Origin of the sequence: Acinetobacter terrae, from assembly GCF_013004375.1 — a bacterium.
In the GTDB taxonomy this organism is placed as follows: Bacteria; Pseudomonadota; Gammaproteobacteria; order Pseudomonadales; family Moraxellaceae; genus Acinetobacter; species Acinetobacter terrae.
In genome coordinates this window covers 19,285-44,432 of sequence record NZ_JABERI010000025.1, presented here as the reverse complement: position 1 = coordinate 44,432, position 25,148 = coordinate 19,285, and the positions used below count along the sequence as shown (strand labels likewise).

Here is a 25,148-nt window from a genome sequence, read left to right as displayed (position 1 = left end):
AACGGCCCAGAGAACACTTTGGGCCGTTTTTGTTGAACAGATTCATTTTTCTACCGTATTTAGGAGAACAACATGACTGCAGTTACTGCGAGCATGGTAAAAGAATTACGTGACCGTACTGGTCTTGCAATGATGGAATGCAAAAAAGCATTAACAGAATCGAATGGTGATGTTGAATTAGCGATTGATAACCTTCGTAAATCTGGTCAAGCAAAAGCAGCTAAAAAAGCGGGTAACATTGCTGCTGATGGCGCGATCACGATTGCTCAAGAAGGCAACAAAGCACTTCTTTTAGAAGTGAACTGCCAAACTGACTTCGTTGCTAAAGACGAAAACTTTGCCGGTTTCTCTGCTAAAGTTGCTGCTGCTGCTCTTGCTGCAAACGAAACTGATGCTGCTAAAATTGCTGAATTGAAACTTGAAGATGGTCAAACTGTTGAAGAAGCGCGTATTGCTCTTGTTCAAAAAATCGGTGAAAACATCCAAGTTCGTCGTGCGAAAATTGTTGAAGGCGAAAACCTTGCAGTTTACAAACACGGTTTAAAAATCGGTGTTGTTGTTTCTTACACAGGTGATGCTGCGACTGGTAAAGGTATTGCAATGCACGTTGCTGCGTTCAACCCAGTTGCTGTAAATGCTGAAGGCGTATCTGCTGATCTTATCGCTAAAGAAAAAGAAATTGCTGAAGCGAAAGCATTAGAATCTGGTAAACCAGCTAACATCGTTGAAAAAATGGTGACTGGTTCAGTTGAAAAATACTTGAACGAAGTTGTTCTTGAGCGTCAAATGTACGTAATCGACAACGACAAGAAAGTTGCTGACGTTCTTAAATCAACTGGTACTACAGTTGCTCAATTCGTTCGCTTCGAAGTAGGTGAAGGTATTGAGAAGAAAGCAGAAATGAGCTTCGCTGAAGAAGTTGCTGCTGCTCAAGCTGCTGCAAAATAATTTTTGCCTTTAGGTAAAACTATTTTGTGAAAAAAAGCCCCATTTGGGGCTTTTTTTATGAATACAATAAAATTTTGAGGAACGATAACATGGCAAATAAAACCAATCTGGGGATTGGTGCAGTTATTATTGTCTTAATAGCAGCATATTTTGGAATTGATTTACAAGAACAGCAGAATCCTTCAAATCAATCGCTCACGGATTTAGAACCACAAAGTGAAATTTTATCGAAAACAGAACATCAAAGAGCAGCTGTAGAATCGAAGTCATCAAATTTGAAAACTCAAAATGATGATGAAAAAATTCAACAGGCATTTCAACAACAAAAAAGTGATATTCAAGTCCAATCAAGTGGGCGAGTGCAAGCTATTTTACGTGATGATAATAACGGTTCACGTCATCAAAAATTTATTCTGCAATTGGGTAATGGGCAAACGGTATTGGTCGCTCACAATATTGACTTAAGCCCGCGCTTGGATGACTTGGAAAAGGGTGAAATTGTCCAATTTTATGGTGAATATGAATACAGTGATCAAGGTGGTGTAATCCACTGGACTCATCATGACCCGCAAAAAAGTCATGCCAACGGTTGGTTGAAGTATAAAGGAAGAACCTATCAATAAAGGTTCTTCAAAAGGCTAAAATGATGATGGTATCTAAATTGCTGTCATTTGCGATTTTTGGCGTTTTCCCATTTGGGTATCCAAATTACCTAGATAGGCATACATATACCATACTGGGCCAATGAGGAGGAATTGGAGGTCTTTAAAGAATGAAGGCTTTTTACCTTCGACTTTATGCCCATAAAATTGCCCAATCCAAACCAAAACAAAAATTGCGATATAAAATCCGACACCTACAGGTAAGATAAAAATAAGCCCCGCCATGACCACGAGTAGAGCGGCCATTGCAACAGCAAGTACCAGATCGAGGCGCGCATAAAAGACAAAAGTTAAGACCAGTATCAGGGCAGTCAATAAGGCACTGAAATGAGCAAGAATTCCAACGATTGAAAAAAGAATGGCGGGTACACAAACCCAATGAATGGCTTTGTTGGTTTTGTCTTGATGACTCTCACTATATTCATCTAACCATTCGGTTATCGTTTTCATCATCCACTCCAGCTGGATGTAGGATCCATAGACTTATTTTTATTTAAATAAAATATAAACCAGAACCAAGAGCGGGTCAAAGTATCCAGTAATTGGTTTTAGTTATTCAGTTTAATTTAGCTGAATAACCCATTAAAGAACTTGCGATACCATAATTTTATGGTGATGTTTTTAGTTCTAGGGCTTTTAGCTTTGGGTTTTGATAAATCTGTTGACCTTCTTTGTAGGTGGCTAATATTTGTATATCTTTAATTTTGCTACTCGGGATAGTGAGTGGGTTGTCACTTAAAATGACAAAATCAGCCAGTTTTCCTTTGCTTAGGGTTCCTTTACTATTTTCTTCAAAATATTGATAAGCAGCCCAGTCTGTGAGCGACTTTAATGCAATATAAGGGCTGACGCGTTGTTCAGCACCCAGTATTTTGCCACTGCGTGTGACACGGTTTACAGTGGTATCCAGAGTCATCATGCTACGAGGTGGAATAACAGGGGCATCATGATGTTCGGTAAACAAAATGCCTTTGCGTAAAGCAGAACCTGTTGGTGAAATACGATTTGCCCGTTCTACGCCCAGTGTTTCTTCTCTGTGCCAGTCGCCCCAATAATAGGTATGTAATGAAAAGAAGGATGGAATGAGTTCGAGAGATTTAGCTTTGTCTAACTGATCTTCACGCATAGTTTGTGCATGAATAATGACATTACGTCGGTCTAATTTTGGATAGTGCTTGGTTGCGGTATCAATATCATTTAAATATTGGTCAATTGCAGCATCACCATTGGCATGGGCCAGTATTTGCCATTTGTGTTCAAAGGCTAAATTAATTGCATCTTGTACCGTTTTGTTTTCAGGAAAGGCAGGGTAGCCTGAATAGGTTTTTGGTTTTCCTTCTGGTGGAATTAAATAGGGTTGAGTTAGCCAAGCCGTTTTGCCTTGAGGTGAGCCATCCAAACTCATTTTAACGCCGCCTATGCGAAAATGATGATCATAGTTGCGACTCGTGCCATGTTTAAGCATGTATTCTTTTTCATTATTAATGTCGGGGTAAGACACCAGATCAATCGGTAATTTTCCTTGTTTGGCTAAATTTCGCCACAATTCACTTGTTCCAGCATCCGCACGACCTTCCTGAACGGTTGTGTAACCATTTTGGACATAAGTCTGAATAGCCCTGAGCGCCATTTTCTCCATAACATCAGGTGGGACATTTTTAAAAGCTTGCATCATGGCACTAAAAACAACACTTTCTTCAAGCACACCATTTGGCTCCATGGAGTCGTTCATCCGACGAATCACGCCACCGGATGGATTGGGTGTTTTTGCATTGATGTTGAGTATTTCTAAAGCTTTATGATTGACCGATGCTAGATGTCCAGATTGATGCAAAATTAAGACTGGCTGATCTTTAGAGATTTGATCCAGTTCTGTTGCCGTTGGATGACGTTTTTCTTTTAATTGGGCATCGTCATAACCATTGCCCATAATCCAGCCGGATGTAGCCTGAATAAATTCAGGATTTTGCTGCTGCCAGCTTTTCATGACAACAATTAGCGAGTGGATATCAGTCACTGCTCCATCTGGGGGAGAGTAGAGATTCGCAACCGTTTGTTGTAAGCCGACACTGTTGACATGACTATGTGCATCGATGATACCCGGGATAACTGTACGTTGTTCTAAATTGAGCTGCTGTGCTCGAGGGGAAATTTTGCGTGCTTGTTCAAGTTTTCCACTAAACTGGATATGACCTGCTTGAATCAGTAATGCTTCGACATAAGTGGGTTGCATTCCCTCCATGGTCAAAATGGGACCGCCATAAACCAATAATGTATTTGACGCTTTTTCTTGAACAGGTTTATGTTGTGCTGTAGTTAAATTTGAACATGCAACAAGCATAGTGAGGGGTAGTGATGAAATGATGCATTTGGCTATCAAGTTATGTGTAGGGCGCTTTTGGATTTTCAACAATGTGTTCATCCTCAACTCTTATTGTTATTTATATGCTGTATTTATTAAACACTAAGAGGATGCTTAAAACAAAGTTTTTTCAGACATTAAAAAAGCCACTTTACGTGGCTTTTAAGTCAAATGTATTAGGAGGCTAGCATTATCTTATGAATTTGGACCATCAACACGTTCAATATTTACTTTCGCAGTACCTGCGTTAGTAATACCTAACTGTTTCGCAGCGCCATAAGACAAGTCTAGAACTCGGTTGCCATGGAATGGACCACGATCATTCACTTTCACAACTACACTCTTACCATTGGTTTTATTCGTTACGCGAATATAACAGTTCAATGGCAGGCTACGGTGAGCTGCAGTGAGTCCATTCATATCGAATGTTTCACCACTTGCCGTTTTACGACCATGAAACTGGCGACCGTACCAAGATGCTGCACCAGTTTGGCTAAATTTACGAACTGTATTTGATGCAACAGTGTTTAGCTTTTCAATCACTGAAGGCTCGTCTTCAGGAATTTCAATTTTTGCTGCAATGGTTTGACGACGGATTTTATCGCCAGAACGCTCAGTGATTGAAAGACTATTTAAATTTGAGAAGTGTGAATTGAACTTTTGAGCGTCTTTATTTAGCACACGCGTGGCTAAACGAGAGTTGTCATGATCTGTATTAAATGATGACTGAACCAATTCCGCTTGAGACTGACTCAGGGCAAAAGTGGTACTTAAAGCTAAAATATATTTAATCGATGAATGCATTATTAAACTCCTAAAGACCATTGACTTAATTTCATTTAAAAGCTTGAAATATAAGCAATCCAGTCTGTTAATTCTCTTTTGCAACTACATTTGACGAAATGGATAATATTCATGCCATGCTAAAGCTGTCTACTCTTTAATTGAAAATATTACAAAAAGGACAGAAATATAACATTTTTCGGTTAAAAAATAATCAATATTGTAACATTTTATTTAAAATGTCCGTTTTGTGCGCTATTTTACATAAAAAAACCTTGACTTTGGTTGTTTTGAGTAAAAACCAGTCTTAGCGACTGGCAATTTCAGTACCTAATTGCCATACCGCGGTGGCATACATACGGCTCTTGTTATAAGTCGTAATCACTTGAAAATTTGGGTAAGTCAAATAATAAATTGGTGCATAGCTGTCTTGAAGCTGAATAACATTCACCATATCGAGATCATCTATTTTCACAATCGGATTTGTCGGTGTAACACCTTGATTCTTTAAGACTCCATAAGGTGTTGGTTGTTCTAAATCTTTGGCGATAATCGATTCTGGATTATTTCCTATATAGCGTGCAGCAAAGCCAATCGGTTGATTGCGTTGCCAGCCATGTTGGGACAAATAATTGGCAATCGAACCAATCGCATCTACCGCTGAATTTCTAAGGTCGATATGCCCGTCAGCATCATAGTCAACGCCTAGCTTGGGAATGTTACTTGGCATAAATTGAGGGTAGCCGATTGCACCTGCATAAGAACCTGTCACTGAGTTGGTTGGAACACCATCTTTATATGACCATGCAATCAGTGCAGAGAGTTCATCTTGAAAATATTGTGCCCGGCGTTCATAACCAAAACCTAAAGTTGCCAATGCATCACGAGTGACAAAATTGCCTTTATTGGTACCGAAACCTGTTTCTACACCTAAAACACCTAAAATCACCGATTGAGGTACACCAAACTGTTGTTCAGCACGGTTTAAAGTGTCGGCATATTGATTTTTAAAACGCACCCCGCGTTGAATGGTACTTTCAGCCATAAAGTTGGTTTTATATTGGTACCAAGGCTTACTTTCACCTGGACGGTTCATGATATTAATAATATTGGGAAGGTTTTTTGAGCCGTTCATGGCCCAGTCGACTTGTTCGGCACTTAAGCCATAAGTTTGCATGGTTTTTTGCTTGAAGCTGTTATATGCAGGATGATTATAAAAATCATTGGCTTGGCAGAAACTGGTGATGGAAAGTGCACCGAGAAGTAAAGGAAGACGTTTAATTTTGTTATAAAAGTTGATATTTAACATATTACTCAAAGTTCCAAAAACATAATCAGTGTGTATCAATTGACATCACGACGCTAAAAACTGTCATTTCAGACCGAATGACTGAAAATCTATCGCATGAAAGGTAACAGAATTTCTATTAAGGCTTAAGATAACATTGACCAGCGCTGCATCAACAAGTACGTATACAAAAAAAGACAAAGATCGTGGATCTGCGCTTAAATCCGCGTATTTGAGACCGGTTTTCTTGGCTATGCTTTACTATTGTCAGTTGAGGGACAATAAATAATAAAAGATCATCTGCCTGTTTTAGCTGATCAAGCCTGGTCTTTTCTATCGTTCGCAATGATACGGTCTATCTAGGCTTAGGGTAAGAAATTTAGCAGCAATTGTGCTTTCTCAAGCGGTGTTTGGTTGAAAATACATCACAATATATTGCGCTGCTGAACAGGGACTTGTTGCGAGCAAATCATCCGATATTTAGCGGTGATGCAAAATAATGTGCTCTTATAGCCTTTTGTGCCCGAGCTAAAAAAAAGCCCATATAAAGGCAAAAACATAGCGAGGACTGATTGTCCTTGATCATTATTTAAAAATTCGAAAATCGCCCTGCAAAACGCAAATCATACAAGTTCATCTATTAACCTTTTTCTTTATTAGTACTGCTATAAAGATGACATGGATAAAAATTCAGGGCTGGACAAAAGAGTATAAAGAATAAGATTTGGCAGGATTTAATTTCCCTCATCACTTTATATGGAAATTATTATATAAAAATTATTTACATAAAAATGGAAGGAGTAGGGAACTAATGAAAGTCCTGTTTCTGAAATCAAGGTAATACACAGCCAATCTGTAATACTTGATCAAGATGAATATCCTTAAAGGCGGTATTGATTCATTCATTTTGCTTATTAGTTGAGAGCGAAATCTTGCCATAAAAAAACCTAGCCATGGCTAGGTTTTGATATTTTAAAAATGCTCAAGCATGAAATTTAAACATGAAATAAAGTATCGTGGTATTCCGCAAGTGCTAGAAGCTCGGCTTTATTCAAATTCGGAATGATTTTATCCACTGCCATATGGACTGCTTTAGTCACTGCAGCAGAACCCAGATCCGCAGCCTTACGCTTGATCATGCCTAAATCCAAGGTCTTATTAAAGTCACTCATAAAATGACGCACGGTCGCTTCAGCAAATTGCTTATACGATTCAGTGAGCGCCGCCTTATTGACTTCATTGCCGGCTTTAATTTCCGCATAACTATGCTTAAGATTGGTCACCAAACTTGCATCCAAAAGTTCGCCTACACGGAAGTTACCTTCCGCATCTTTAAATAAGCTTTTTTCAGAAAACTCAATCGATTGCTTGACCACATCATTTGGAGATTTACTCATCAACTGTTTCAATAAAACAGCAACAGTTGATTTGATATAACCCGCAAGTTTTTCAGCAGTATCACGTTTATCACTGGCCGGAAAACGACGCACAAGTTCAGTCAAAATACTATCAATGATTTCTTCATTAATAAGTAATGCTGTTTTGTCGCGTAAAGGGTAAAGCGGTTCGCTGGAATTTTTCTTTTCCTGAGCTGTTTGAATACTGGTTAATAATTCTTCAGAAGGAATAAACCCAAAAAATGGCATGTTAAAAAACCTCAATGTTCTTCATTTTATTGTCGCGCCAAACGAATGGGGCGAGGCATCCATGTCGCATCCGATACACGGCAAGGGTTGATGTCTAATCCACCACGACGTGTATAAGTTGCATATACCATCAACTTTTCTGGAGCAAGGTTTTGCCAGATGTCGGCAAACATCTGTTCCACGCATTGTTCATGGAAACCATTATGCTGACGGTAAGAAATAATATAAGCTAAAATACTGCGATAACAAGGTTTTTTACCCTGATATCGAATAAAAACTGTGCCCCAATCAGGCTGGCCAGTAACTGGACAGTTACTGCGTAGTAAATGTGAATACAGTTGAATTTCGACTTCGTCACTATTTTCTGGATCTAATTTTAATAAAGTTGCATCGGGATGGTTCTCTAAGCGTTCTGGGCTTAAATCATCAATACAGATTCCTTCAGGTTTAGAAATATCCAGATCATCTGCCTGAAATAAAGTCAGGGTAATCGGCGCACCTGCCGCTGCGGATAAATCTTTCTCAACCGTCGCAATAAAAGCGTCTTTTGAATCGAATTTGCTAAAGTTCATACTATTAAAGTAGAGCTTTAATGATTTTGATTCGATAAGGTTAGGCGAAGATGCCGGTAAGGTAATGCGACCAATTGCAACCTGTGGTATGCCAGCTGCATTTAACCAGGAAATTTCAAAAACATGCCACCAGTCTTTACCTTGTTGAATGCCTTCAACATGGGCATATTTTTCACGCGCTTGCGCACGTGAAATTGGAAACAGAATATCGGGTTGATATTCTGTTGGATAATTGGTGTCTTTACCTAATAGAGAATGTTCTACACTCATTATTCACGCATTCCTGAACCACGAGAAAGTAAATAGTAAGCTATGCCATAAAGCGCAACGCAACATAAGGTAATGACGCTCAATGAAACTGAAACATTGACATCACTATGACCTAAAATGCCGAAACGGAAGGCATTGACCATATATACGATCGGGTTAATTAAAGAGAGATTTTGCCAAAACGGACTTAAAGCACTAATGGCATAGAATACACCACCTAAATAGGTGAGTGGAGTCAGTACAAAAGTTGGAATAATCGAAATATCGTCAAAAGATTTCGCATAAACCGCATTAATTAGCCCACCGAGTGAAAATAATAATGAGGTAATTAAAACGGTATATATAGTCACAAACCAGTTGGTGATATATAAGTCGGTAAAGAACAGACTCATGGCAGTTACAATAATACCGACCAAGACTCCACGGCACACACCACCAATCACATAGCCCCAAAGAATCATATGCAGTGGCACAGGACTCATAATCAGTTCTTCAATGCTTTTTTGAAATTTTGCGCTAAAGAAACTGGAAGATACGTTGGCATAGCTGTTGGTGATCACTGCCATCATAATCAGGCCGGGCACAATAAACTGCATGTAGCTAAAGCCGCCCATTTCACCAATGCGTGAACCGACCAGATTACCAAAAATCACGAAGTACAAACTCATGGTGATGGCAGGTGGTAACAGCGTTTGTGGCCAAATGCGCATGAAGCGACGCACTTCTTTATGAACCAGGGTATAGAGCGCAACACTTAATTGATTAAAGTTCATTGCGCAGCTCCTTCAAGATTTTTTTCAACCATTTTCACAAACAGTTCTTCTAGGCGATTCGATTTATTACGCATGCTACGCACTTGAATACCTTGTGCTTCCAAAAGTTGGAACAGTTCATTCAATGTATGTGCCTTGTCCATAGTCACTGCTAAGGTAACAGGATCGATTAAATTAAAACGCACACCAATAATGTCAATATTGACGGGTTGAATCGGTTCAACCAAATCAAAAATAAAGGATTCTTCACTCAGCTGATTTAAGAAAGATTTCATGCTGGTATCTTCTTTAATCACACCGCGGTCAATAATGGCGATCCGACGACAGAGCATTTCAGCTTCTTCTAAATAATGCGTGGTGAGAATAATGGAAGTGCCTTTTTCATTCATTTCGGTGAGGAAGTCCCACATTGAACGACGTAGTTCAATGTCTACGCCAGCAGTCGGTTCATCTAGAATCAGCAGTTTAGGTTGATGCATCATGGCACGAGCAATCATTAAACGACGTTTCATACCGCCAGAAAGCATGCGGCCTTGAATAGCACGTTTATCCCAAAGACCGAGTTTTTCTAAATATTGCTCCGCCCGTTGTTCAGCAATTTTTTTTGGAATGCCGTAATAACCGGCTTGGGTCACTAAAATATCAAAGGTTTTTTCAAATTGACCGAAGTTAAATTCTTGCGGTACGACACCTAAACATTGTTTGGCTTCGGAAGGATGCGTATCTAAATTGTGCCCGAAAATCTCAACCGTACCTGATGTTTTTTTGGTGAGTGAGCTAATGATACTGATCGTGGTTGATTTACCTGCGCCATTGGGTCCGAGGAGTGCATAAAACTCACCTTCAGGTACAGTTAAGTTGATACCTTTCAGTGCTTGAAAACCATTTCGGTAAGTTTTAGATACGTCTCTCAAGGTCAATGCATCAGTCATGAAGTTCTCACATGGTGAATAGTATGAGTATTGTGAGTGATCTTTGCTAATAAACCAAGTAAATAAGGAGGAATTCTATGTTGCAATTATGGAACATTGTTTAAAGTCTAAGCACTAAAAATGAAGACTTCTATATAGTTGCTTTACCTTATGGTTTTTTTTGTTATGATGTGCACGCGCGCTCATAGCTCAACTGGATAGAGTACAGGTCTCCGAAGCCTGTGGCGTGGGTTCGAGTCCCGCTGAGCGCACCATTTTTCTTCCTGTAGTATCTTAAATAATCCCAAATATATTGATAATAAAGGGTTTAACTTTTAATATTGTTCCAAGGCGTTCGAGTGATTTCCTAAGTTATCGTAAATTTTTACGATAAGTATTGCTGTAATTCTAAATTCTTAAAAATGAGTTACCGTAAAAAATACCAAAGCTTGTAATAAATCTAATGAATAAGCATTTCAAATCTGAGATTAATAAGCATAAAAATACAAAATTAACCCTTTAACTAAACTCGCTGACGGTAAGGGTCTATTTTTTGTTATTGATAAAAAGGGCTGTGCTTTTTGGCGTTTTGACTTTATCAGACTGATCAATGTTAAACGTAATAGTATTTTTTTTGGTACTTATTATGAAATTTCAATTGCAGAGGCAAGAGAAAAACGAGCTGAGTATAGAAAATTAATTTCATCAAATATCGTCCAGCATTAGAAAAATTAAAGGGTACGTGAACAAGCACATTTTGCCTTAGATAATATTTTTAATATTCAATTGTTTTTTGTGATTCAGTTGACTTAATTGTAACTTGCTCTTACTGCTGCGCGTACCTACAGGTACTTCCATTACGAGAAGTGAAATTGGGAAGTCATTCCCACCTACAATGGTTTGAAGCTAACACTGCCCCCGCAACGGTGAATAGTTATTATAACTTAAGTCCAGAGACCGGCCTGAAGCAAGTCCAACATAATGCGGTGGGCATTTTATGGGGTTGCTGTGATTACATTTGACTGTTCGAATTTGATTTGGCATACCCGCATTTTGCCTGCGCATTATCCATCGCCATTCATTTGCACGGGGTGTGCGGTTAGGTCATTGCGTCATTTCAAAAAAACTTTTCTTGCTTCTTTTATTGCTGTCTCTCCTTTTTTTTATCTGCCGCTGAAATTGTTCAGGGCGATCATGCTGTTGCTGAAACGGCAAAATCCATTGCCATTGGTAATACTGCTCAAGCCAAAATCAATGCCTCAATTGCCATTGGTGAAAATAGTTCAGCTAAAGGTGGCTCAATTGCACTCGGTGAAGGTGCAAAAGGTAATGTACTGGGTGACTTGGCATTAGGCTGCGGTGCTCAAGCAACAGGAACAATTGTGGGCAGTCCACAAGGTGCCGCAACCGCAATTGGTAATTATTCTGTTGCGAGTGGAACAGGTGCTGTGGCATTGGGTTTACGCACCAAAGCAACTGGTGAAAATGCTGTTGCAATCGGGGGTAATGGCACCACTGAAGCCAAAGGTAAAGATACCGTTGCCATTGGTAACTCGACCAAAGCCACGGGTGAAGAATCTATTGTGATGGGCGGTATTGCACGATCAACAGGTAAACGATCAGTGGCAGTAGGCTATATGCTGAATCTGCAGGCGCTGAATCTGTTGCCATTGGTAACTACTCAAGTGCAAGAGGGGCAAATTCAGTCTCTGTTGGCGCATCTCTGCGGTTGCAAAGGACAGTGTGGCAGTAGGTAACCGAACCATTGCAAATGGTGATTTATCTGTTGCACTAGGAACTGATTCTCGAGCAGAAAAGTATACTGCCAATACTGTGGCTTATCTTACAGCTGTGACCAACGATGATGTGACACGTGGAGTCGTTTCTGTTGGCTCTACACAAAAAAATAGTGAATTTGCACGCCGTATAGTGAATGTGGCAGGTGGTGTTGATAATACCATGCTGCAAACATTGAAACAGCAATACGCGACTTTATACAGTGATGCACAAAAAGTTTCGAAAGAGTTGAATGAAACAGGTGCGAGTTCACTTACTCAGCAACAGGTAAATACCCAAGCTAAACGTCTAGATGTGGCTGATGAACTGTTAAAAACGCATCCTGCTGATATTAATACCAATGCAGCTGATATCAAAACGAATACAGCGAATATTGCCAAAACCAATGAGCGCTTAGATGGCGTATCGGAGACTGTTGTTGGACATACCACACAGATCGAAGAAAATACTGCTTCTATTGAGAGTCTACAACAAAGCATGTCTGACTTTATGCCATCTGTAACCAATCGTATGAATAAGTTAAATAAAAAGATGGATGAAAATCGTAAACGTGCGGATGCTGGTATAGCAAGTGCGATTGCTTTATTACCACAACCAACTGTTGCTGGTCGTACTTCGATGGGTATGGCAATGGGCTTTAATGGCGGTGAAAGTGCAATCTCTATGGGTGTAGTACATAACTTTATGCAAGGTAAAGCATCGGTAAAAGTAGGCACATCATATAACAGCCAAGACAAAGCATCAGGTGATGTTGGTTTCGGTTGGACGTTTAACTAATTGCAAAACGAAAAGCCAGATGAGTGATCATCTGGCTTTTTTATGAGATAAAACATGAAATAAATTCACCTAACAGTGAGCTAACTTCAGTAAATATATTAAATAACAGGCACGAAAATACATAAGCTCATGATGCATATCACTATTCATTAATTCAGCGCTACAAAAGATAAATTCGACATTGTCTACATAGTCCGATTCAATTCACACTACATTGAAAATGACGACATTTATGAAGAGCAACACGAGCCAAGCAGCAAAAAACCAATACGCCAATAACAAGGTAGAGCATGTCGGGAGCTTTTTAAGACCATTAAAACTGAAAAAAGCCCGCTATGATTTTGCTGATCGTGTGATTTATCAAGAAACATTACGCCAAGTAGCAGATGCTGAAATTCACAACCTGATTGATATTCAGCTGGACAATGACTGTACCATTATGACCGATGGTGACTTTCGCCGTGGTTGGTGGCATTATGATTTTCTTGAACAGTTTGAAGGCATTCAAGGCTATAAAACCCGTGATGGCTTACAGTTTAAAGATGTTATTACTAAAGCTTATGATGTTCGTGTGACTGGAAAAATTGATTTTCCAGAAGATCATCCAAGCCTTGCGCATTATCGTTTTTTACATCAGGCGATTGATGGTTTTGCCACAGCAAAATTCACCATGCCAAGCCCCAATACGATGTTGTATCCGCATTTGCGCAATAACCGTCATTATGCCGATCGTTTGGGTGAATATGTTGAGGATTTAGGACAGGCTTATCAGAAAGCGATTCAAGCTTTATATAATCAAGGTTGCCGCTATATTCAGATCAATGATGGCTTTTGGGCGTATCTGTGCGATGCAGAGCAACGTGCCAAAGAACGTGCATCGGGCATGAATCCTGATGAATTAGCCGATTTAGCCGTTCAGACCTTAAATATAGCATTAGCCAACAAGCCTGAAGATCTCATCATTGCGTTACACATTGACCGCGGTAATTTCTTATCGAGCTGGTTGTATCAAGGTGGCTATGCGGCAATCGAGAGTTTTATTTTTGAGAAATTACACAATATTGATCGTTACCTGTTGGAATTTGACACCGAGCGCGCAGGTAGCTTTGAGCCTTTGGCAAAATTACAGGGCACCAATGCTGAAGTCTTTTTAGGTTTGATTTCGACCAAGCTTGAGACGGTTGAAGATAAAGCCCAAGTAATTGCCAAAATTCACCAAGCGTCAGAGTATCTACCGCTTGAGCAATTGGGGCTTTGTCCACAAAGTGGTTTTGCTTCAATGGAAGAAGGCAACCGTATTTCCTATGACACGCAGTGGAAAAAGTTAAAGCTGATGAATGAGATTGCACAGGACGTTTGGGGTTAAGTCCTACTTTTAGGTATATCTTCTGATGCTGCCAAATCGGGTGGCATCAGATGCACTTTCAACGAATCTTCACTATAATTGGGTTTTAGTCTGTTTGATCCTTTGGATCACTTCTCCTTTATGTCTCAACTTTCGACTTGTTTTACTCAAAATCAGTTTTGTGTTTTGGTGGAATATCTCTGCTCAATGAAAGAGATCCTGCCGGTAAAAACTGAATTTGCAGGCTTTCCTGCGCTGATGACCTTGGCGGATCGGGTACACAGTGATGATGATCTTGCACCACTTTTAGCGGCTCAAGCATATCCAAAATCTGTCAAAAAAGTTTTGCACTTTGCTGGTAAGGGGCGAGATATTGCTGATTTTGAGCATTTTTTAAATGAAGCCCAAGCCGTTGGACTGCAAAATTTATTATTACTCACAGGCGATAAGCTTAAAAGTCATCAATATGGTCAGGATGATATAACGAAAAGAACACGTTATCTGGAATCTGTGAATGCTGTTATGGCAGCAAAACAACGTGGCGGTTTTTGTATCGGGGTGGCATTTAATCCGTTTAAATATGCAGAAGCAGAACGCGATGCCCAGTATTTCAAACTGTATAAAAAGATGAAAGCAGGCGCGGATTACATCATTACCCAACTGGGTTATGACTTGTCCGCTTTAAAAGAAGTAAAAGCATTTTTAACGCAACATGGCTATCCTCAAAAATTACTTGCCTGTGTCATGCCTTTGACTTTGGCTCGCGCCAATTTCATGGTGAAACATCAAGTCGCGGGCATCGTGATTACCTCACATATGCTCAATGTACTACGCGAAGAAAAAGAATCAGGGCTGACGGATCGGGTGTATCTACGCTGTGCGTTGCAAATTTTAATCTGCAAGCATTTAGGTTTGGCGGGCATTCATCTTTCGGCATGTCATAAGCCTGAAGAACAAATGCTATTGGAAAGTTATATTGAAGAATATCGTCATCTCGATTTGGATGCACTTGAGCTGCTGTGGAATACACTTTGGCAAGTGAAAACAGGTCAGGAGTTTTATCCTGAACTCAGTTATTATTCACGCCCTGCAAGCGCCACTCAGATTTTGAAATATCAGCAATTGCACCTCATGCATGATGCGCTGTTTGAATCGAAAGTCGCAAAAGGCGTTGGACGCTTTATTTTCCAGTCACGTTTTTGGAATGGTGCATTGGCAGCAAAAGCTCTGTTAAAAACTGAATTTGTCAGCAAACATGGGGTGGTGGGCTGTGAAAGCTGTGGCCAATGCCGACTAGGCGATACTCTATATATTTGCCCAGAAACCTGTCCCAAAGGACTTGCCAATGGTCCTTGTGGTGGAACGACCTTGGATCGTTGTGAATTTGGCGATCGGGAGTGCATTCATTCAGTTAAAGCACGTCTTGCCAAGGCCGTGAATCAAACGAAAATTTTAAAAGACAACTTAATTCCAACTGTGCCGATCGAAGTGCGTGGCAGCAGTTCATGGAAAAACTGGTATTTGAAGAAAGCGGTTTAAATCAGTTTTCATCATCCATAGCATAGAAATAGAATTTTACGACCAATTTGATACGGTCACGACCATTGCTCATGTGCTAAAGGTTGGTGTTAAGTAACGAATACACATAGCCGTAGTATTCTTGCTGGTAGAATTCTTCCTTTTTACTAATTTCAAGCATACGTACAGCCTACGCCAGTTAGAGTTCTAATAGCTATGCGATACAGATGATGACTTCGCCTGAGCAGGGTGCACAGCAGGTGTGAAAGAGGATTTATCGTGATCTTCAGGTAGGGGGCGCTCGAACTTAGACCTAGTGAATATTTAAAAAATTTAAACCAATTATTGTAGAGTTTTAATGCTAGAAAATATGGTAGGTGAGATGAAACTTTTTCCATGTAACCCGAATCCTGTTTAAACCAACTATTCAAGTTAAGGAATCATCGGCTAAAACATCAAGTTAAGTAATGACACAAGGAAGTCTTTATAAAAATTGAAGTTTCAAACTTGGGTAACCTTTTTCTCTTACTTTTGCAAAATCATGAATCAGTTTTTTAATTAGAAAATAATTTCTATTAAGATTACTGGAGAAGGGGGAGCTGACTAGGAGTATCTCGTGAATGCGATTTACAAAACATCATAGCGAAGAGAAACTCTCTATTTCTCTAATATTATTCCAAAGTTACAATCAAAGGTTTAAGTACAAAAGTAAATGGTTTAAGTACAAAAGGTAATAGTATGAATAAATTACATTACCAACAAGTCTAAACATTTAAGTTGAAATATCAAATAAAAAACGAGTAAAAATATTATTTTGCATCATCTATTTTTATAGAGCAGCAGTCAGTTTTTCTAAATAACACTGAAATTTAAGCCATAGCCTTTCCATAAACTCTATAAAATGACATTTTGGATGAGTATAAAAATTAATTTTCAAGTTCTATATTGTATGAGGGAGTAAAATAGATTATTTGAAATTGTTTTTAAAAAAATTAGATAATTAAGAAATAATGAATAAAATAAAAAAGTTATTGAGTTTTTATTTTTTTAAATAATTTTTAACTGGTCTTAAGTGAGAGTGTTATTAATTTTTGTATTAGTTTATTGGTGAGTTATTCTTTATATTGTATTATTCTTTTATAAGATTAAGAATGTATATTTTATTTAATTTTATTTTTTAATAATTGATTATTTTTTTTGTTATTAATCCACTTTATTACTATATATTTCGAATGAAAATTTATTGATTTTTATTTTTTTTTACATATAAAAATCAGATATTTATCCTTTTGGTTGAATCGATAATTTTTTACAAAATATTGTTTTTAATGGTTTTTATTTTTTTGATAAGCTCGATGAGTTGCAGCATGAAGGTCTTCAAATTCCCAGTAAAATAAACAAGTCTCTAAAAAATAAGATCTTTTATTATTATTTATTTCTCATAATGAAATTTTTTCTCTTTATTTTTTAAAAAAATGTTTAAAAAATAAATGGTTATTTTGAAATTAACAAAAGTAATAATTAAATCATTTAATCTATCATGTTTTTTTAATTTTTTAATATTATAACTGTTGGTGGTTACTAGCTTTCACTCTTTAAGCTTGTGACTGGGTTTTTAAGTAGAGGAATAGAATGATCAAAATAATAAGGTTATTCATTTTTTGGATAATAGTTTTGGATTCTATAAAAATGGTTTTAATAATGCCATTTTATATTCTATTTAAGAAAGATATCAAAATAGCCTTTCATTTTGACCCATGTTGATTTGTCAGCATGGTTTAAGACATAGTGAGTAGTAATATTTGATATTGAATTTACTTACTCCTATTTATATGTTGGAGGTGTAAAATGAATAAAATTTATAAAAGAATATGGAATAAGCAGTTATCGTGCTGGCAAGCTGTATCAGAGCTAGCCAAAAGCCATCAGAAGAGTAGCCAGAGTTCTACTTCTATCACTGACCATCAAAGTCACTTAGGTCAGAAGATCGGTGCTGCTTTGTTATTCGTGAGTTCTGCCCTGTTACCCCTGTCTATCCAGGCTGCCCCAGCACCTAATGCCTTACCTACAGGCGGTAACATTACCTCTGGTAATGCCCAGGTGGCTAGAAGTGGCAATACCTTAAATATCAATCAAAGAAGCCAAAATATGAGTGCTAGGTGGAATACTTTTGATATTGGTAGAAATGCTACAGTAAATTTTAGACAGCCTAACCGGTCTTCAGTCGCAGTTAACCAAGTCCGTGATAGAAATGCATCAGAAATCGCTGGGCGTTTAAATTCTAACGGTCAGGTCTTTTTATTGAATCCAAACGGAGTGGTGTTTTCTAGAACAGCTCAGGTGAATGTGGGGGGGATTGTGGCTTCCACTCTGAATATTAACGATCGTAATCTGCAAAATAGCTTGCGAACTGGAAGATATACTTTAAGTGGTGCAGCCAATAGCAGAGCGACGGTAGAAAACCAAGGTAGTATTACTACACGGTCAGGTGGAACAGTCGCATTGATAGCCCCTCGGGTCATCAACAGTGGTACCATTCGTACCCCTAATGGCAGAACACTTCTAACCAGCGCTACTCAAGTGACCTTGGCTCTGCAAAACGGTAGTTTAACCCGATATCAGATCGATCGAGGAGCATTACAGTCTTTGGTTAATAATAGGGGAACTATCGTTGCTAATAATGGCTCTGTATATTTAACTGGCTTAGAGCAAAATCGTCTAAGAAGAGCTGTGGTCAACAATAGTGGGGTTATTCGAGCCAATAGAATTAGCCTGAATAACCAAGGTAGAATTACCTTAGTGAGTACAGGACCGGGTAATGGCAATGGCTATCCAGGATCTGGTAATGGCAATGGCTATCCAGGATCTGGTAATGGCAATGGCTATCCAGGATCCGGTAATGGCAATGGCTATCCAGGATCTGGTAATGGTAATGGCTATCCAGGATCCGGTAATGGCAATGGCTATCCAGGATCCGGTAATGGCAATGGCTATCCAGGATCTGGTAATGGTAATGGCTATCCAGGATCTGGTAATGGTAATGGTAATGGCTATCCAGGATCTGGTAATGGTAATGGCTATCCAGGATCTGGTAATGGCAATGGCAATCCAGGACTGGTAATGGAAATCCAGAATCAAGTAACTAATGACTAGTGAACTTGGTGGCAGAACAAATCGTGAATTCATCCTGGTAGCAGTGAAAGTTGATGCTGGGATGGATTCTAAATAACAATGATTAAGTTATAGGACATATGTCTCCTGAAAATCTTAATTAGATTTCAGGAGATATTGTTTAGATAATCATGGTATTCATTTTGGATAAATAAGCTTTCAGATTCAGATAGAGAGTATCCATTTTGGATACAATAAGCTTTAGAATTAAATCTAAAAAAGTAATAAACCGTGGTGAAGGATGCCAAAAATTCTAATTTTAATGGGCGGACATTAACTCATGAGATATCCATATACCTTACTTGCGCTTTCAATAAGTATATGTTCAATGAACATAAAAGCAGAAGTTATTCCAAATTCTGGTCAATTATTACAACAACAGCAACGAGAGAAATTGTCTGCTCCACAGGCGGATGTAGATATTGAAAATCTTGACTCTCCATTTACACTTGAAGATTCACACGTACAGATTGACATCAGTCAAATAAGTATTGAAGGAAATACTCGCTTCAGTAACGCAGGCTTACATGCTTTGGTAGCAGAAGTTGAAGGACGCCGAATCAGCCTGTCACAGCTTAATGCTGTTGTGCAACGCATCACTCAGTATTATTACAATCACGGTTATATTTATAGTTATGCCTACTTGCCAGAACAGACCTTGGAGGATGGAAAAGTCCGAATTGCTGTTTTGGAAGCTCGTTATGAGCAAACTGTTGTAAATAATAAAAGCCGTACACAAGACTGGTTAATCCATGCAACAGTAGCTCCGCTAAAAAAAGGTGAGCAAATTGATAACCAGACTCTAGAACAGCAACTGAAGTTAATCAATCGACTGAGTGGAGTGTATAGCTCTAATGTGCTTGGCCCTGGGGAAACCCCAGGCAGTAGTCAACTTACTGTAGATGTACAAGATGATTCAATGCTAAGTGGTTATGTCGGTGCAGATAATTATGGCAGCCCTTATACCAATCGAGCCAGACTCAGTGCAGGTATTGTTTTAAATAATCTGGCAGGTTTAGGCGATGAACTCAGTTTTGAGGGGCTAACTTCAGGGCAACGTTTGAATTACGGTAAAGTGGGATATGTATTTACCTTTACTGGTATGGGCACACGACTCGGTGCCAGCTATTCCTATTTAGATTATGAGCTGGGTAAGGAATTAAAAGTTTTAGGTGTTGAAGGAAATGCGGCACAAAGTAGTGTCTGGATTTCACAGCCTGCTTTATTGAGTAATACCTCAGAGGTATTGGTGACTTTGCAATATGATCATAAACAACTTGAGGATGATATCAAGTTGAATCAAAATTTCAGACATCGAGATATTGATTTGATTACCGCACGTTTAGAGAGTTCTCACTATGACCAATTCGCAGGTGGAGGATTAACCCAATTAGGTGCCTCTACAAGCTATGGTCGTGTGAAATTTAAAGACGCAGATACAGCTAGTGTAGATGCACAAACAGCCAATACCCAAGGTGACTTTTATACCGCCAGTTTGAATCTTTCCCGTTTACAGAGCTTGGGTAACAAGGGTACGCAAGGCTATGTTGCTATATATGGTCAATACAGTCCTTATAATCTTGATAGTGCGGAGCAATATTCAAGTGGCGGACCGTTCAATGTACGTGGCTATGAGTCTAGCCAATTTTCCGGCTCATCAGGTTACTTTGCTACAGTAGAGCTTCGCCAGTCACTTTTTAGCAATGATAAACATCAGATTGGGGCTAAAATCTTTGTGGATACAGCAGATGTGACCCTGAATGCTGAGCCTTGGATAGGTGTAACGGGTGACAATACCGCGCGAATTAGTAGTGCAGGTCTGGGTTTGAACTGGAGTAGTGTCTGGAATATTCAAGCCAATGCTGAAGTGGGTTTTCCAATTGGCAGTACCCCAAGTCAATTGAGTGACCGTGATAATAATCAGTACTGGTTAAATTTAAGAAAAACGTTTTAAGCTCAGTATTATTTAAATGCTGTCATAATACGGTGAAAATCAGATTAAAACTTTTGATATATGAGCTTTTCTATTTCGATTAAATAAATTGTAAAATAATGGATAAATGATATAGGAATATTTATAAATGAGAATACATGAAATTATCAACATGTATTAAAGGTTTATAAATAAAGGTTTTTGGCGTGGGTTCGAGTCCTGCTGGGTACACCAAATATTGAGAAAAGAGGGCAAAAGTCCTCTTTTTATTGCGCTAAATTTAGAGGCCAGCGTCTATTTACTGATTTTCCTGCGTTGTTGTAATTAATCACTTTCGCATAGTTGCCGACTGCAGTTGCATTTTCAGGAATATCTTTCGTCACCACACTACCTGCACCAATCGTTACATTGTTTCCAATATGCACATTGTCAATCACACAGACATTGGGTCCAATATAAACATTGTCACCAATTACAGCTGCTTGACTGCCACCGTTTGCACCAATGGTCATGTATTGTGAAAGATTGACGTTGTTGCTAATAATCGTGGTGGGATTGATCACAAGCGGTCCGCCATGACCGATATAGAGTCCATAACCGATTTTTGTGGTGCAATGAATATCGATACCGTATTTTTTATTTTTATAATAAAAAATCGGATAAGCAAATTTCGCAATAATCGATTTTGAGCCAGCTAAACGAAGCCAAAAACTGAAATTAAAGCCACGATTAAAAAAGTAGTTTTTAATAAATGAACTGAATTTTGTGTTGCCACAATATCGATATAAGTCGCTTAAAATCAATAGAACTAACATTGCGTCAGGCTCGTCAAAAATGCTGTGCAATTTTACTCGATTCAACTGAAGAATGATCTATAGGCTGATGCCTGCAATGATCTACTAAAATTGAAAACTATCAATAGTATTTTTTTTATCCAATTACTTTAGAGTGTTAACGGGACTTGCCAGAAAAATTGTATACGCTTATAGTAAAACTACAGTAGGTCTTAGATGACGCTACAAAGTAGTTGGACGGATCAATGACAGCTCGTTGAGTTTACAACCTTAGGGTTGAACAAGAAATCAGCACTAGCCTTCCAACATAAAAGCCCGCAGAAATGCGGGCTTTCTTATTTTTAAATCCAAAAGATTTTTTATGATTTAAATTTTAGCGAGTCTAGGCGTGTAGTGCGGAAAGGGTACTGTTTTGAGTTATCTCTAGCTTTTTGTCTGCATAATTTAAAATAGATGTCATGTATCTGATTATAAAAAGTTACATTGCCAAAAAATCTAACATCTCCAAGCAATGTCTATGACAGAACATATGCTATAAAAAGGTTCATTAAATCAAATAGGAAGTGAGCCTCCATGACTCAAATGATTGAGGTGAAGGTAAAAGACCAGTTTAGTAAGGTACATGAAGTACATGCATTACTTCGAGATCTTCCTGAGAATGCTGAGTCGAATAAACTATCAATATTTCAAAGAATTGAACATATTGTTGTAGATGGTGAAATGATTCAACCCAGTATTGAATTGCTTTTTGAGAGTCGCAATTCAGACAGTATTTATCGCATTATTGAGTAATGCAAATATGGTTAAATATAGAGTTTATTCAAATAAAAGTATCAGATATTAAAAAACTCACCGACAGGGTGAGTTTTTTAATGCGCCTAAGTATAGATAAGTGGTTTCTAGTTGCTTAAGTGTTATTAACGCTCAATGATTTAAAATAAAAAAAGCCCACCGAAGTGAGCCAAGGGCTAAAATTTATAATAAATTTACTTCGACATCATATTTATCAAATTCTTGAATAATGCTTTGAATGACTTTAATTCCAGTTTCATCATTACAGCTAAATTGTTCATCTTTACCTTGTGCGCTGTCATAACATTCGATCTGCTGGATCAACCAGCGATTCTCAACTTCTGTGTTATGAATGAGGACTCGAACAGGTTGCAGGTTTTCACTCACTTGGCGAGGCAATACACTGGTAATGGCAAGCTGGATGTTGGTCGATTCATCTTTAGAATTTAAAAATGTCAGCACCCAATTGCCTACTTTTTTTAAGTACATGGGATTGTCAGCTGAATGAAATTCTAAATAATGTAGAGATGTCATAATGAATTCCCCCTGAAATACCTACTATATGGGGGTTTTGGAAGATATTCGCCATTGAGCAAAGGTCGTATTTAGAGGGATTCTTTTAGCTTTTGCTTCGTATAATGTGATTGCGATGATCTTAATATCATTGTTTTATAATAAGAAAAGATCAACACAGTCATCTAGCTAAGACCTGAAATGAATCATCAAACAGAAAAATCCTCTTAAATTTTATGAAGCATTTAGCTTTTGTAGAGAGAAATTGATTTGCTTTAAACATTGATTCAACTCATCGGCGGGAATACGACTTTCTTGTAATTCTGTAATCCATTGCATCTGACACAGTTTTAAACTGCGTAAATCTTGGGTTTGTTGAATCCGAGTAGTCAGTTGTTTTGCCATTAGCCCGCAGTTTTGTTGTAGAAGATGTGTCATTAATTGTTTTACTTCTTCGAAGTCTAAAGCTTCGATAATCATTTGTATTTCATTTTGTGATTTTGTTACCTGAGAAATAGGCTCAGCTATGCTTGAAATAGAGGGTGTGATAGCAGCAGTAGTCGTAATCGGTTCAGCAAACTTCTCAGCAAGTATTGTGGTGGTTTGAGTTGAGAGGCTGGTTTCAATTTCACTATTCACCACAGGTGAAGAAACTGTTGTTTGAATTTGCTCAACGTTAGAACAAGCAATTAAACCCATCTCAACCAATTGTTCGAGTAATTCTACCGGTGCAATACGATGTTTAAATTGTTCGTTGAGGAGATTGAAATCTTCTGTTCCAATGAGGAGTAAAAGTCTACGTTGGCGAGCATTCAAATCCATTGAACGCTGTTTTAAACTTTCAATGCCTAAGTCGGTTTTATGATATTGAGACATGCCTTAATTTACTCTCCAAAATAAATTAAGGCAGATTGTATTCAGTAATAATGACAATAATATGTAAAAATATTACAAATCAAAAGATTATAAGGTCACGATCTTTGCATTTTCGATTGCCTTACGTAGGTAAGGGTCTAGGTCTTCTTGACGAAGCAGCCACTGCATATAGTCTGCGGGTAAATCAGTAATGGCAGTGCCACGGTGTTTACCAAAATTAATGCTACGTGGAATACGTGCATCTTCAGATGCTTGATAAAGTTCTTCAATACTTTGAATTTTCAGATGATGGATTTCATGCATCAAAATATTTGCGGTTAAAATAATATCCATATCGGCACGATGTGCTTTTTTAATCATATCGCGGGCTTTTGCACTGCCTTTGGTAATCATATAAATGAGCGCAGAAATATTATGTGCTTCAGCATCTGGCCAGACTAAACGGGCAAGGGCAAGGGTACAAATGGCTTTAATATTTTTAGAATCTACACCACATTTTTCAAGTGCGCGAATATCGTAATCAATGTTGTGACCAATAATGTAAGTGGTATCGCTTGGCAGGGTGAAGGTCGTATAGTGGGGCTGATCGACTAACTCAGACTCTAAAATATGATGTACCGCCATTGCCGCATAAGAAATGGGTTCATCTACACTATACAGCTGGTCAAAAATTTGGGTCTTATCGAGGGTCAGTTTACCTTCATTGATTTGAACCGGTGCATAGGCAATCTCAATCGGCTGTCCATTTAGTGTATGGGTTTCTGTATCGAGAATAATTGCTTGCATGACCTGGTCCATAACTGTAGCGGAAGTTTGAATAAATTTAACACTTTCAAATGCACTGACACAAACCGAAAACAGCGACTTTGAGCGATTCTTTCTTATTTCTGCCCAGAGATGATGTTTAAATAGTCTTGTTTTAATTCATCACTCGAAATGAGACCTTTATATAGATATAAAGGCAGCCCATCTTCATGATCCATCAATTTAATGGCTTGAGTGCCATCACAGTATTCAAATATCGCACATGGCATATAGTCGCGATCTAAAATGATAAAACGTTTTTGTTTAATGGCGATTTCATGATTTATAAACGTTTGTTTAAGCAATCGTAAAAATACGCTTTGATTTCGGCTTAATTCATTCAATTCACGAATGCGGTCACTATCATTTTGATGATGACTTTTTAGGTGGAGTTTTTGTTGATAGGTCATCGGTGCAGAATAGCGACGTACAACTTTGTTAACGGGTTTGTCTTTTTTTAAACCTCGTATAGCGTAACCCAATAGAAAACCAAGAATAAGGCAAATAAAAGCAAGCATGTTTTTCTGATTACATATTGTTAGATATTTGTAAGAGTATAAAAATCAGTCCTTTAAAAATCAATCATTTAGATTGGATGAAATCTAATTACTTT

At 38.3% G+C, this 25,148-nt stretch carries 23 protein-coding genes, 1 tRNA gene, 3 pseudogenes and 1 riboswitch; of the genes and pseudogenes, 13 read left to right on the top strand and 14 right to left on the bottom strand.

Annotated features, from left to right (window positions below):
- Nucleotides 1-72 precede the first annotated feature (72 nt).
- Both tsf and HLH14_RS10510 read left to right on the top strand, forming a co-directional pair.
- A complete protein-coding gene (gene tsf, locus HLH14_RS10515; RefSeq protein WP_067724131.1) occupies nucleotides 73-948 on the top strand; it encodes a translation elongation factor Ts in 876 nt (291 codons plus the stop codon).
- 89 nt (nucleotides 949-1,037) lie between these two features.
- Nucleotides 1,038-1,571 (top strand): DUF3465 domain-containing protein, encoded by a 534-nt coding sequence (locus HLH14_RS10510; RefSeq protein ID WP_067724132.1) that lies wholly within the window; start codon nucleotides 1,038-1,040, stop codon nucleotides 1,569-1,571.
- 33 nt (nucleotides 1,572-1,604) lie between these two features.
- Here HLH14_RS10510 and HLH14_RS10505 read toward each other — a convergent pair whose 3' ends face one another.
- The 8 genes from HLH14_RS10505 to HLH14_RS10470 all read right to left on the bottom strand — a co-directional run bounded on the left by HLH14_RS10505 (nucleotide 1,605) and on the right by HLH14_RS10470 (nucleotide 10,236).
- Nucleotides 1,605-2,060: an Mpo1 family 2-hydroxy fatty acid dioxygenase gene (locus tag HLH14_RS10505; protein WP_067724133.1), complete on the bottom strand. Its 456-nt coding sequence runs from the start codon at nucleotides 2,058-2,060 to the stop codon at nucleotides 1,605-1,607.
- A 157-nt stretch (nucleotides 2,061-2,217) separates the two neighbouring features.
- Entirely contained in the window at nucleotides 2,218-3,951 is a 1,734-nt protein-coding gene (locus tag HLH14_RS10500; RefSeq protein ID WP_378320637.1) for an amidohydrolase, read from the bottom strand.
- 216 nt (nucleotides 3,952-4,167) lie between these two features.
- Nucleotides 4,168-4,776, bottom strand: coding sequence for a septal ring lytic transglycosylase RlpA family protein (locus HLH14_RS10495; protein ID WP_067724135.1), 609 nt, complete (start codon nucleotides 4,774-4,776; stop codon nucleotides 4,168-4,170).
- Between the two features lie 286 nt (nucleotides 4,777-5,062).
- Nucleotides 5,063-6,064, bottom strand: coding sequence for a lytic murein transglycosylase B (gene mltB, locus HLH14_RS10490; RefSeq protein WP_171533045.1), 1,002 nt, complete (start codon nucleotides 6,062-6,064; stop codon nucleotides 5,063-5,065).
- 974 nt (nucleotides 6,065-7,038) lie between these two features.
- Entirely contained in the window at nucleotides 7,039-7,689 is a 651-nt protein-coding gene (locus tag HLH14_RS10485; protein WP_131270095.1) for a hypothetical protein, read from the bottom strand.
- 26 nt (nucleotides 7,690-7,715) lie between these two features.
- Entirely contained in the window at nucleotides 7,716-8,531 is an 816-nt protein-coding gene (gene queF / locus HLH14_RS10480; RefSeq protein ID WP_171533044.1) for an NADPH-dependent 7-cyano-7-deazaguanine reductase QueF, read from the bottom strand.
- The gene (locus HLH14_RS10475; protein WP_171533043.1) at nucleotides 8,531-9,304 is read right to left on the bottom strand and encodes an ABC transporter permease; all 774 of its coding nucleotides are present in this window, start codon (nucleotides 9,302-9,304) and stop codon (nucleotides 8,531-8,533) included. Before HLH14_RS10475 ends, queF begins: the two co-directional genes overlap by 1 nt.
- Nucleotides 9,301-10,236, bottom strand: a complete 936-nt coding sequence (locus HLH14_RS10470; RefSeq protein ID WP_086192208.1) for an ABC transporter ATP-binding protein — start codon at nucleotides 10,234-10,236, stop codon at nucleotides 9,301-9,303. Before HLH14_RS10470 ends, HLH14_RS10475 begins: the two co-directional genes overlap by 4 nt.
- A 178-nt stretch (nucleotides 10,237-10,414) precedes the next feature.
- Here HLH14_RS10470 and HLH14_RS10465 point away from each other — a divergent pair.
- From HLH14_RS10465 to HLH14_RS10435, 7 genes and pseudogenes are all read left to right on the top strand, one after another.
- Nucleotides 10,415-10,490, top strand: a tRNA-Arg gene (locus HLH14_RS10465).
- Nucleotides 10,491-10,725: 235 nt separating this feature from the next.
- The gene (locus HLH14_RS16260; protein ID WP_171533081.1) at nucleotides 10,726-10,941 is read left to right on the top strand and encodes an Arm DNA-binding domain-containing protein; all 216 of its coding nucleotides are present in this window, start codon (nucleotides 10,726-10,728) and stop codon (nucleotides 10,939-10,941) included.
- A 103-nt stretch (nucleotides 10,942-11,044) separates the two neighbouring features.
- Nucleotides 11,045-11,195: riboswitch (cobalamin riboswitch) on the top strand.
- 126 nt (nucleotides 11,196-11,321) lie between these two features.
- Nucleotides 11,322-11,468: pseudogene (locus tag HLH14_RS16255) on the top strand (hypothetical protein); the annotation flags it as partial.
- Nucleotides 11,469-11,558: 90 nt separating this feature from the next.
- On the top strand, nucleotides 11,559-11,972 hold the full coding sequence (locus tag HLH14_RS10450; RefSeq protein ID WP_171533041.1) for a hypothetical protein: 414 nt from the start codon (nucleotides 11,559-11,561) through the stop codon (nucleotides 11,970-11,972).
- Nucleotides 11,959-12,789 carry a YadA C-terminal domain-containing protein gene (locus HLH14_RS16205; RefSeq protein ID WP_171533040.1) on the top strand — a complete coding sequence of 277 codons (831 nt, stop codon included), beginning with the start codon at nucleotides 11,959-11,961 and terminating at the stop codon, nucleotides 12,787-12,789. Before HLH14_RS10450 ends, HLH14_RS16205 begins: the two co-directional genes overlap by 14 nt.
- Before the next feature lie 232 nt (nucleotides 12,790-13,021).
- Nucleotides 13,022-14,155: a 5-methyltetrahydropteroyltriglutamate--homocysteine S-methyltransferase gene (locus HLH14_RS10440; protein ID WP_171533039.1), complete on the top strand. Its 1,134-nt coding sequence runs from the start codon at nucleotides 13,022-13,024 to the stop codon at nucleotides 14,153-14,155.
- Nucleotides 14,156-14,275: 120 nt separating this feature from the next.
- Nucleotides 14,276-15,673 carry a methylenetetrahydrofolate reductase C-terminal domain-containing protein gene (locus HLH14_RS10435; protein ID WP_067724146.1) on the top strand — a complete coding sequence of 466 codons (1,398 nt, stop codon included), beginning with the start codon at nucleotides 14,276-14,278 and terminating at the stop codon, nucleotides 15,671-15,673.
- A gap of 1 nt (nucleotide 15,674) precedes the next feature.
- On the opposite strand, the pseudogene HLH14_RS16250 reads toward HLH14_RS10435, so the two are convergent.
- Nucleotides 15,675-15,842, bottom strand: a pseudogene (locus HLH14_RS16250) (epoxyqueuosine reductase QueH); the annotation flags it as partial.
- 1,658 nt (nucleotides 15,843-17,500) lie between these two features.
- Here HLH14_RS16250 and HLH14_RS16200 point away from each other — a divergent pair.
- The 3 genes and pseudogenes from HLH14_RS16200 to HLH14_RS10425 form a co-directional block, all read left to right on the top strand.
- A pseudogene (locus tag HLH14_RS16200) lies at nucleotides 17,501-17,602 on the top strand (ESPR domain-containing protein); the annotation flags it as partial.
- Nucleotides 17,603-17,659: 57 nt separating this feature from the next.
- Nucleotides 17,660-18,805 (top strand): two-partner secretion domain-containing protein, encoded by a 1,146-nt coding sequence (locus HLH14_RS10430; protein ID WP_328703814.1) that lies wholly within the window; start codon nucleotides 17,660-17,662, stop codon nucleotides 18,803-18,805.
- Nucleotides 18,806-19,151: 346 nt separating this feature from the next.
- A complete protein-coding gene (locus tag HLH14_RS10425) occupies nucleotides 19,152-20,777 on the top strand; it encodes a ShlB/FhaC/HecB family hemolysin secretion/activation protein (protein ID WP_228139733.1) in 1,626 nt (541 codons plus the stop codon).
- A gap of 245 nt (nucleotides 20,778-21,022) precedes the next feature.
- Here HLH14_RS10425 and HLH14_RS10420 read toward each other — a convergent pair whose 3' ends face one another.
- Nucleotides 21,023-21,571, bottom strand: a complete 549-nt coding sequence (locus HLH14_RS10420) for a serine O-acetyltransferase (protein WP_067724149.1) — start codon at nucleotides 21,569-21,571, stop codon at nucleotides 21,023-21,025.
- 552 nt (nucleotides 21,572-22,123) lie between these two features.
- Here HLH14_RS10420 and HLH14_RS10415 point away from each other — a divergent pair.
- Nucleotides 22,124-22,342 carry a hypothetical protein gene (locus tag HLH14_RS10415; protein WP_067724150.1) on the top strand — a complete coding sequence of 73 codons (219 nt, stop codon included), beginning with the start codon at nucleotides 22,124-22,126 and terminating at the stop codon, nucleotides 22,340-22,342.
- A gap of 183 nt (nucleotides 22,343-22,525) precedes the next feature.
- On the opposite strand, the gene HLH14_RS10410 is transcribed toward HLH14_RS10415, so the two are convergent.
- The 4 genes from HLH14_RS10410 to HLH14_RS10395 form a co-directional block, all read right to left on the bottom strand.
- Entirely contained in the window at nucleotides 22,526-22,876 is a 351-nt protein-coding gene (locus HLH14_RS10410) for a hypothetical protein (RefSeq protein WP_067724151.1), read from the bottom strand.
- 213 nt (nucleotides 22,877-23,089) lie between these two features.
- Nucleotides 23,090-23,731, bottom strand: coding sequence for a hypothetical protein (locus HLH14_RS10405; protein WP_067724152.1), 642 nt, complete (start codon nucleotides 23,729-23,731; stop codon nucleotides 23,090-23,092).
- A gap of 87 nt (nucleotides 23,732-23,818) precedes the next feature.
- Nucleotides 23,819-24,517 carry an exonuclease domain-containing protein gene (locus tag HLH14_RS10400; protein WP_067724153.1) on the bottom strand — a complete coding sequence of 233 codons (699 nt, stop codon included), beginning with the start codon at nucleotides 24,515-24,517 and terminating at the stop codon, nucleotides 23,819-23,821.
- 95 nt (nucleotides 24,518-24,612) lie between these two features.
- On the bottom strand, nucleotides 24,613-25,053 hold the full coding sequence (locus tag HLH14_RS10395) for a hypothetical protein (RefSeq protein WP_067724154.1): 441 nt from the start codon (nucleotides 25,051-25,053) through the stop codon (nucleotides 24,613-24,615).
- Between the last annotated feature and the right edge of the window lie 95 nt (nucleotides 25,054-25,148).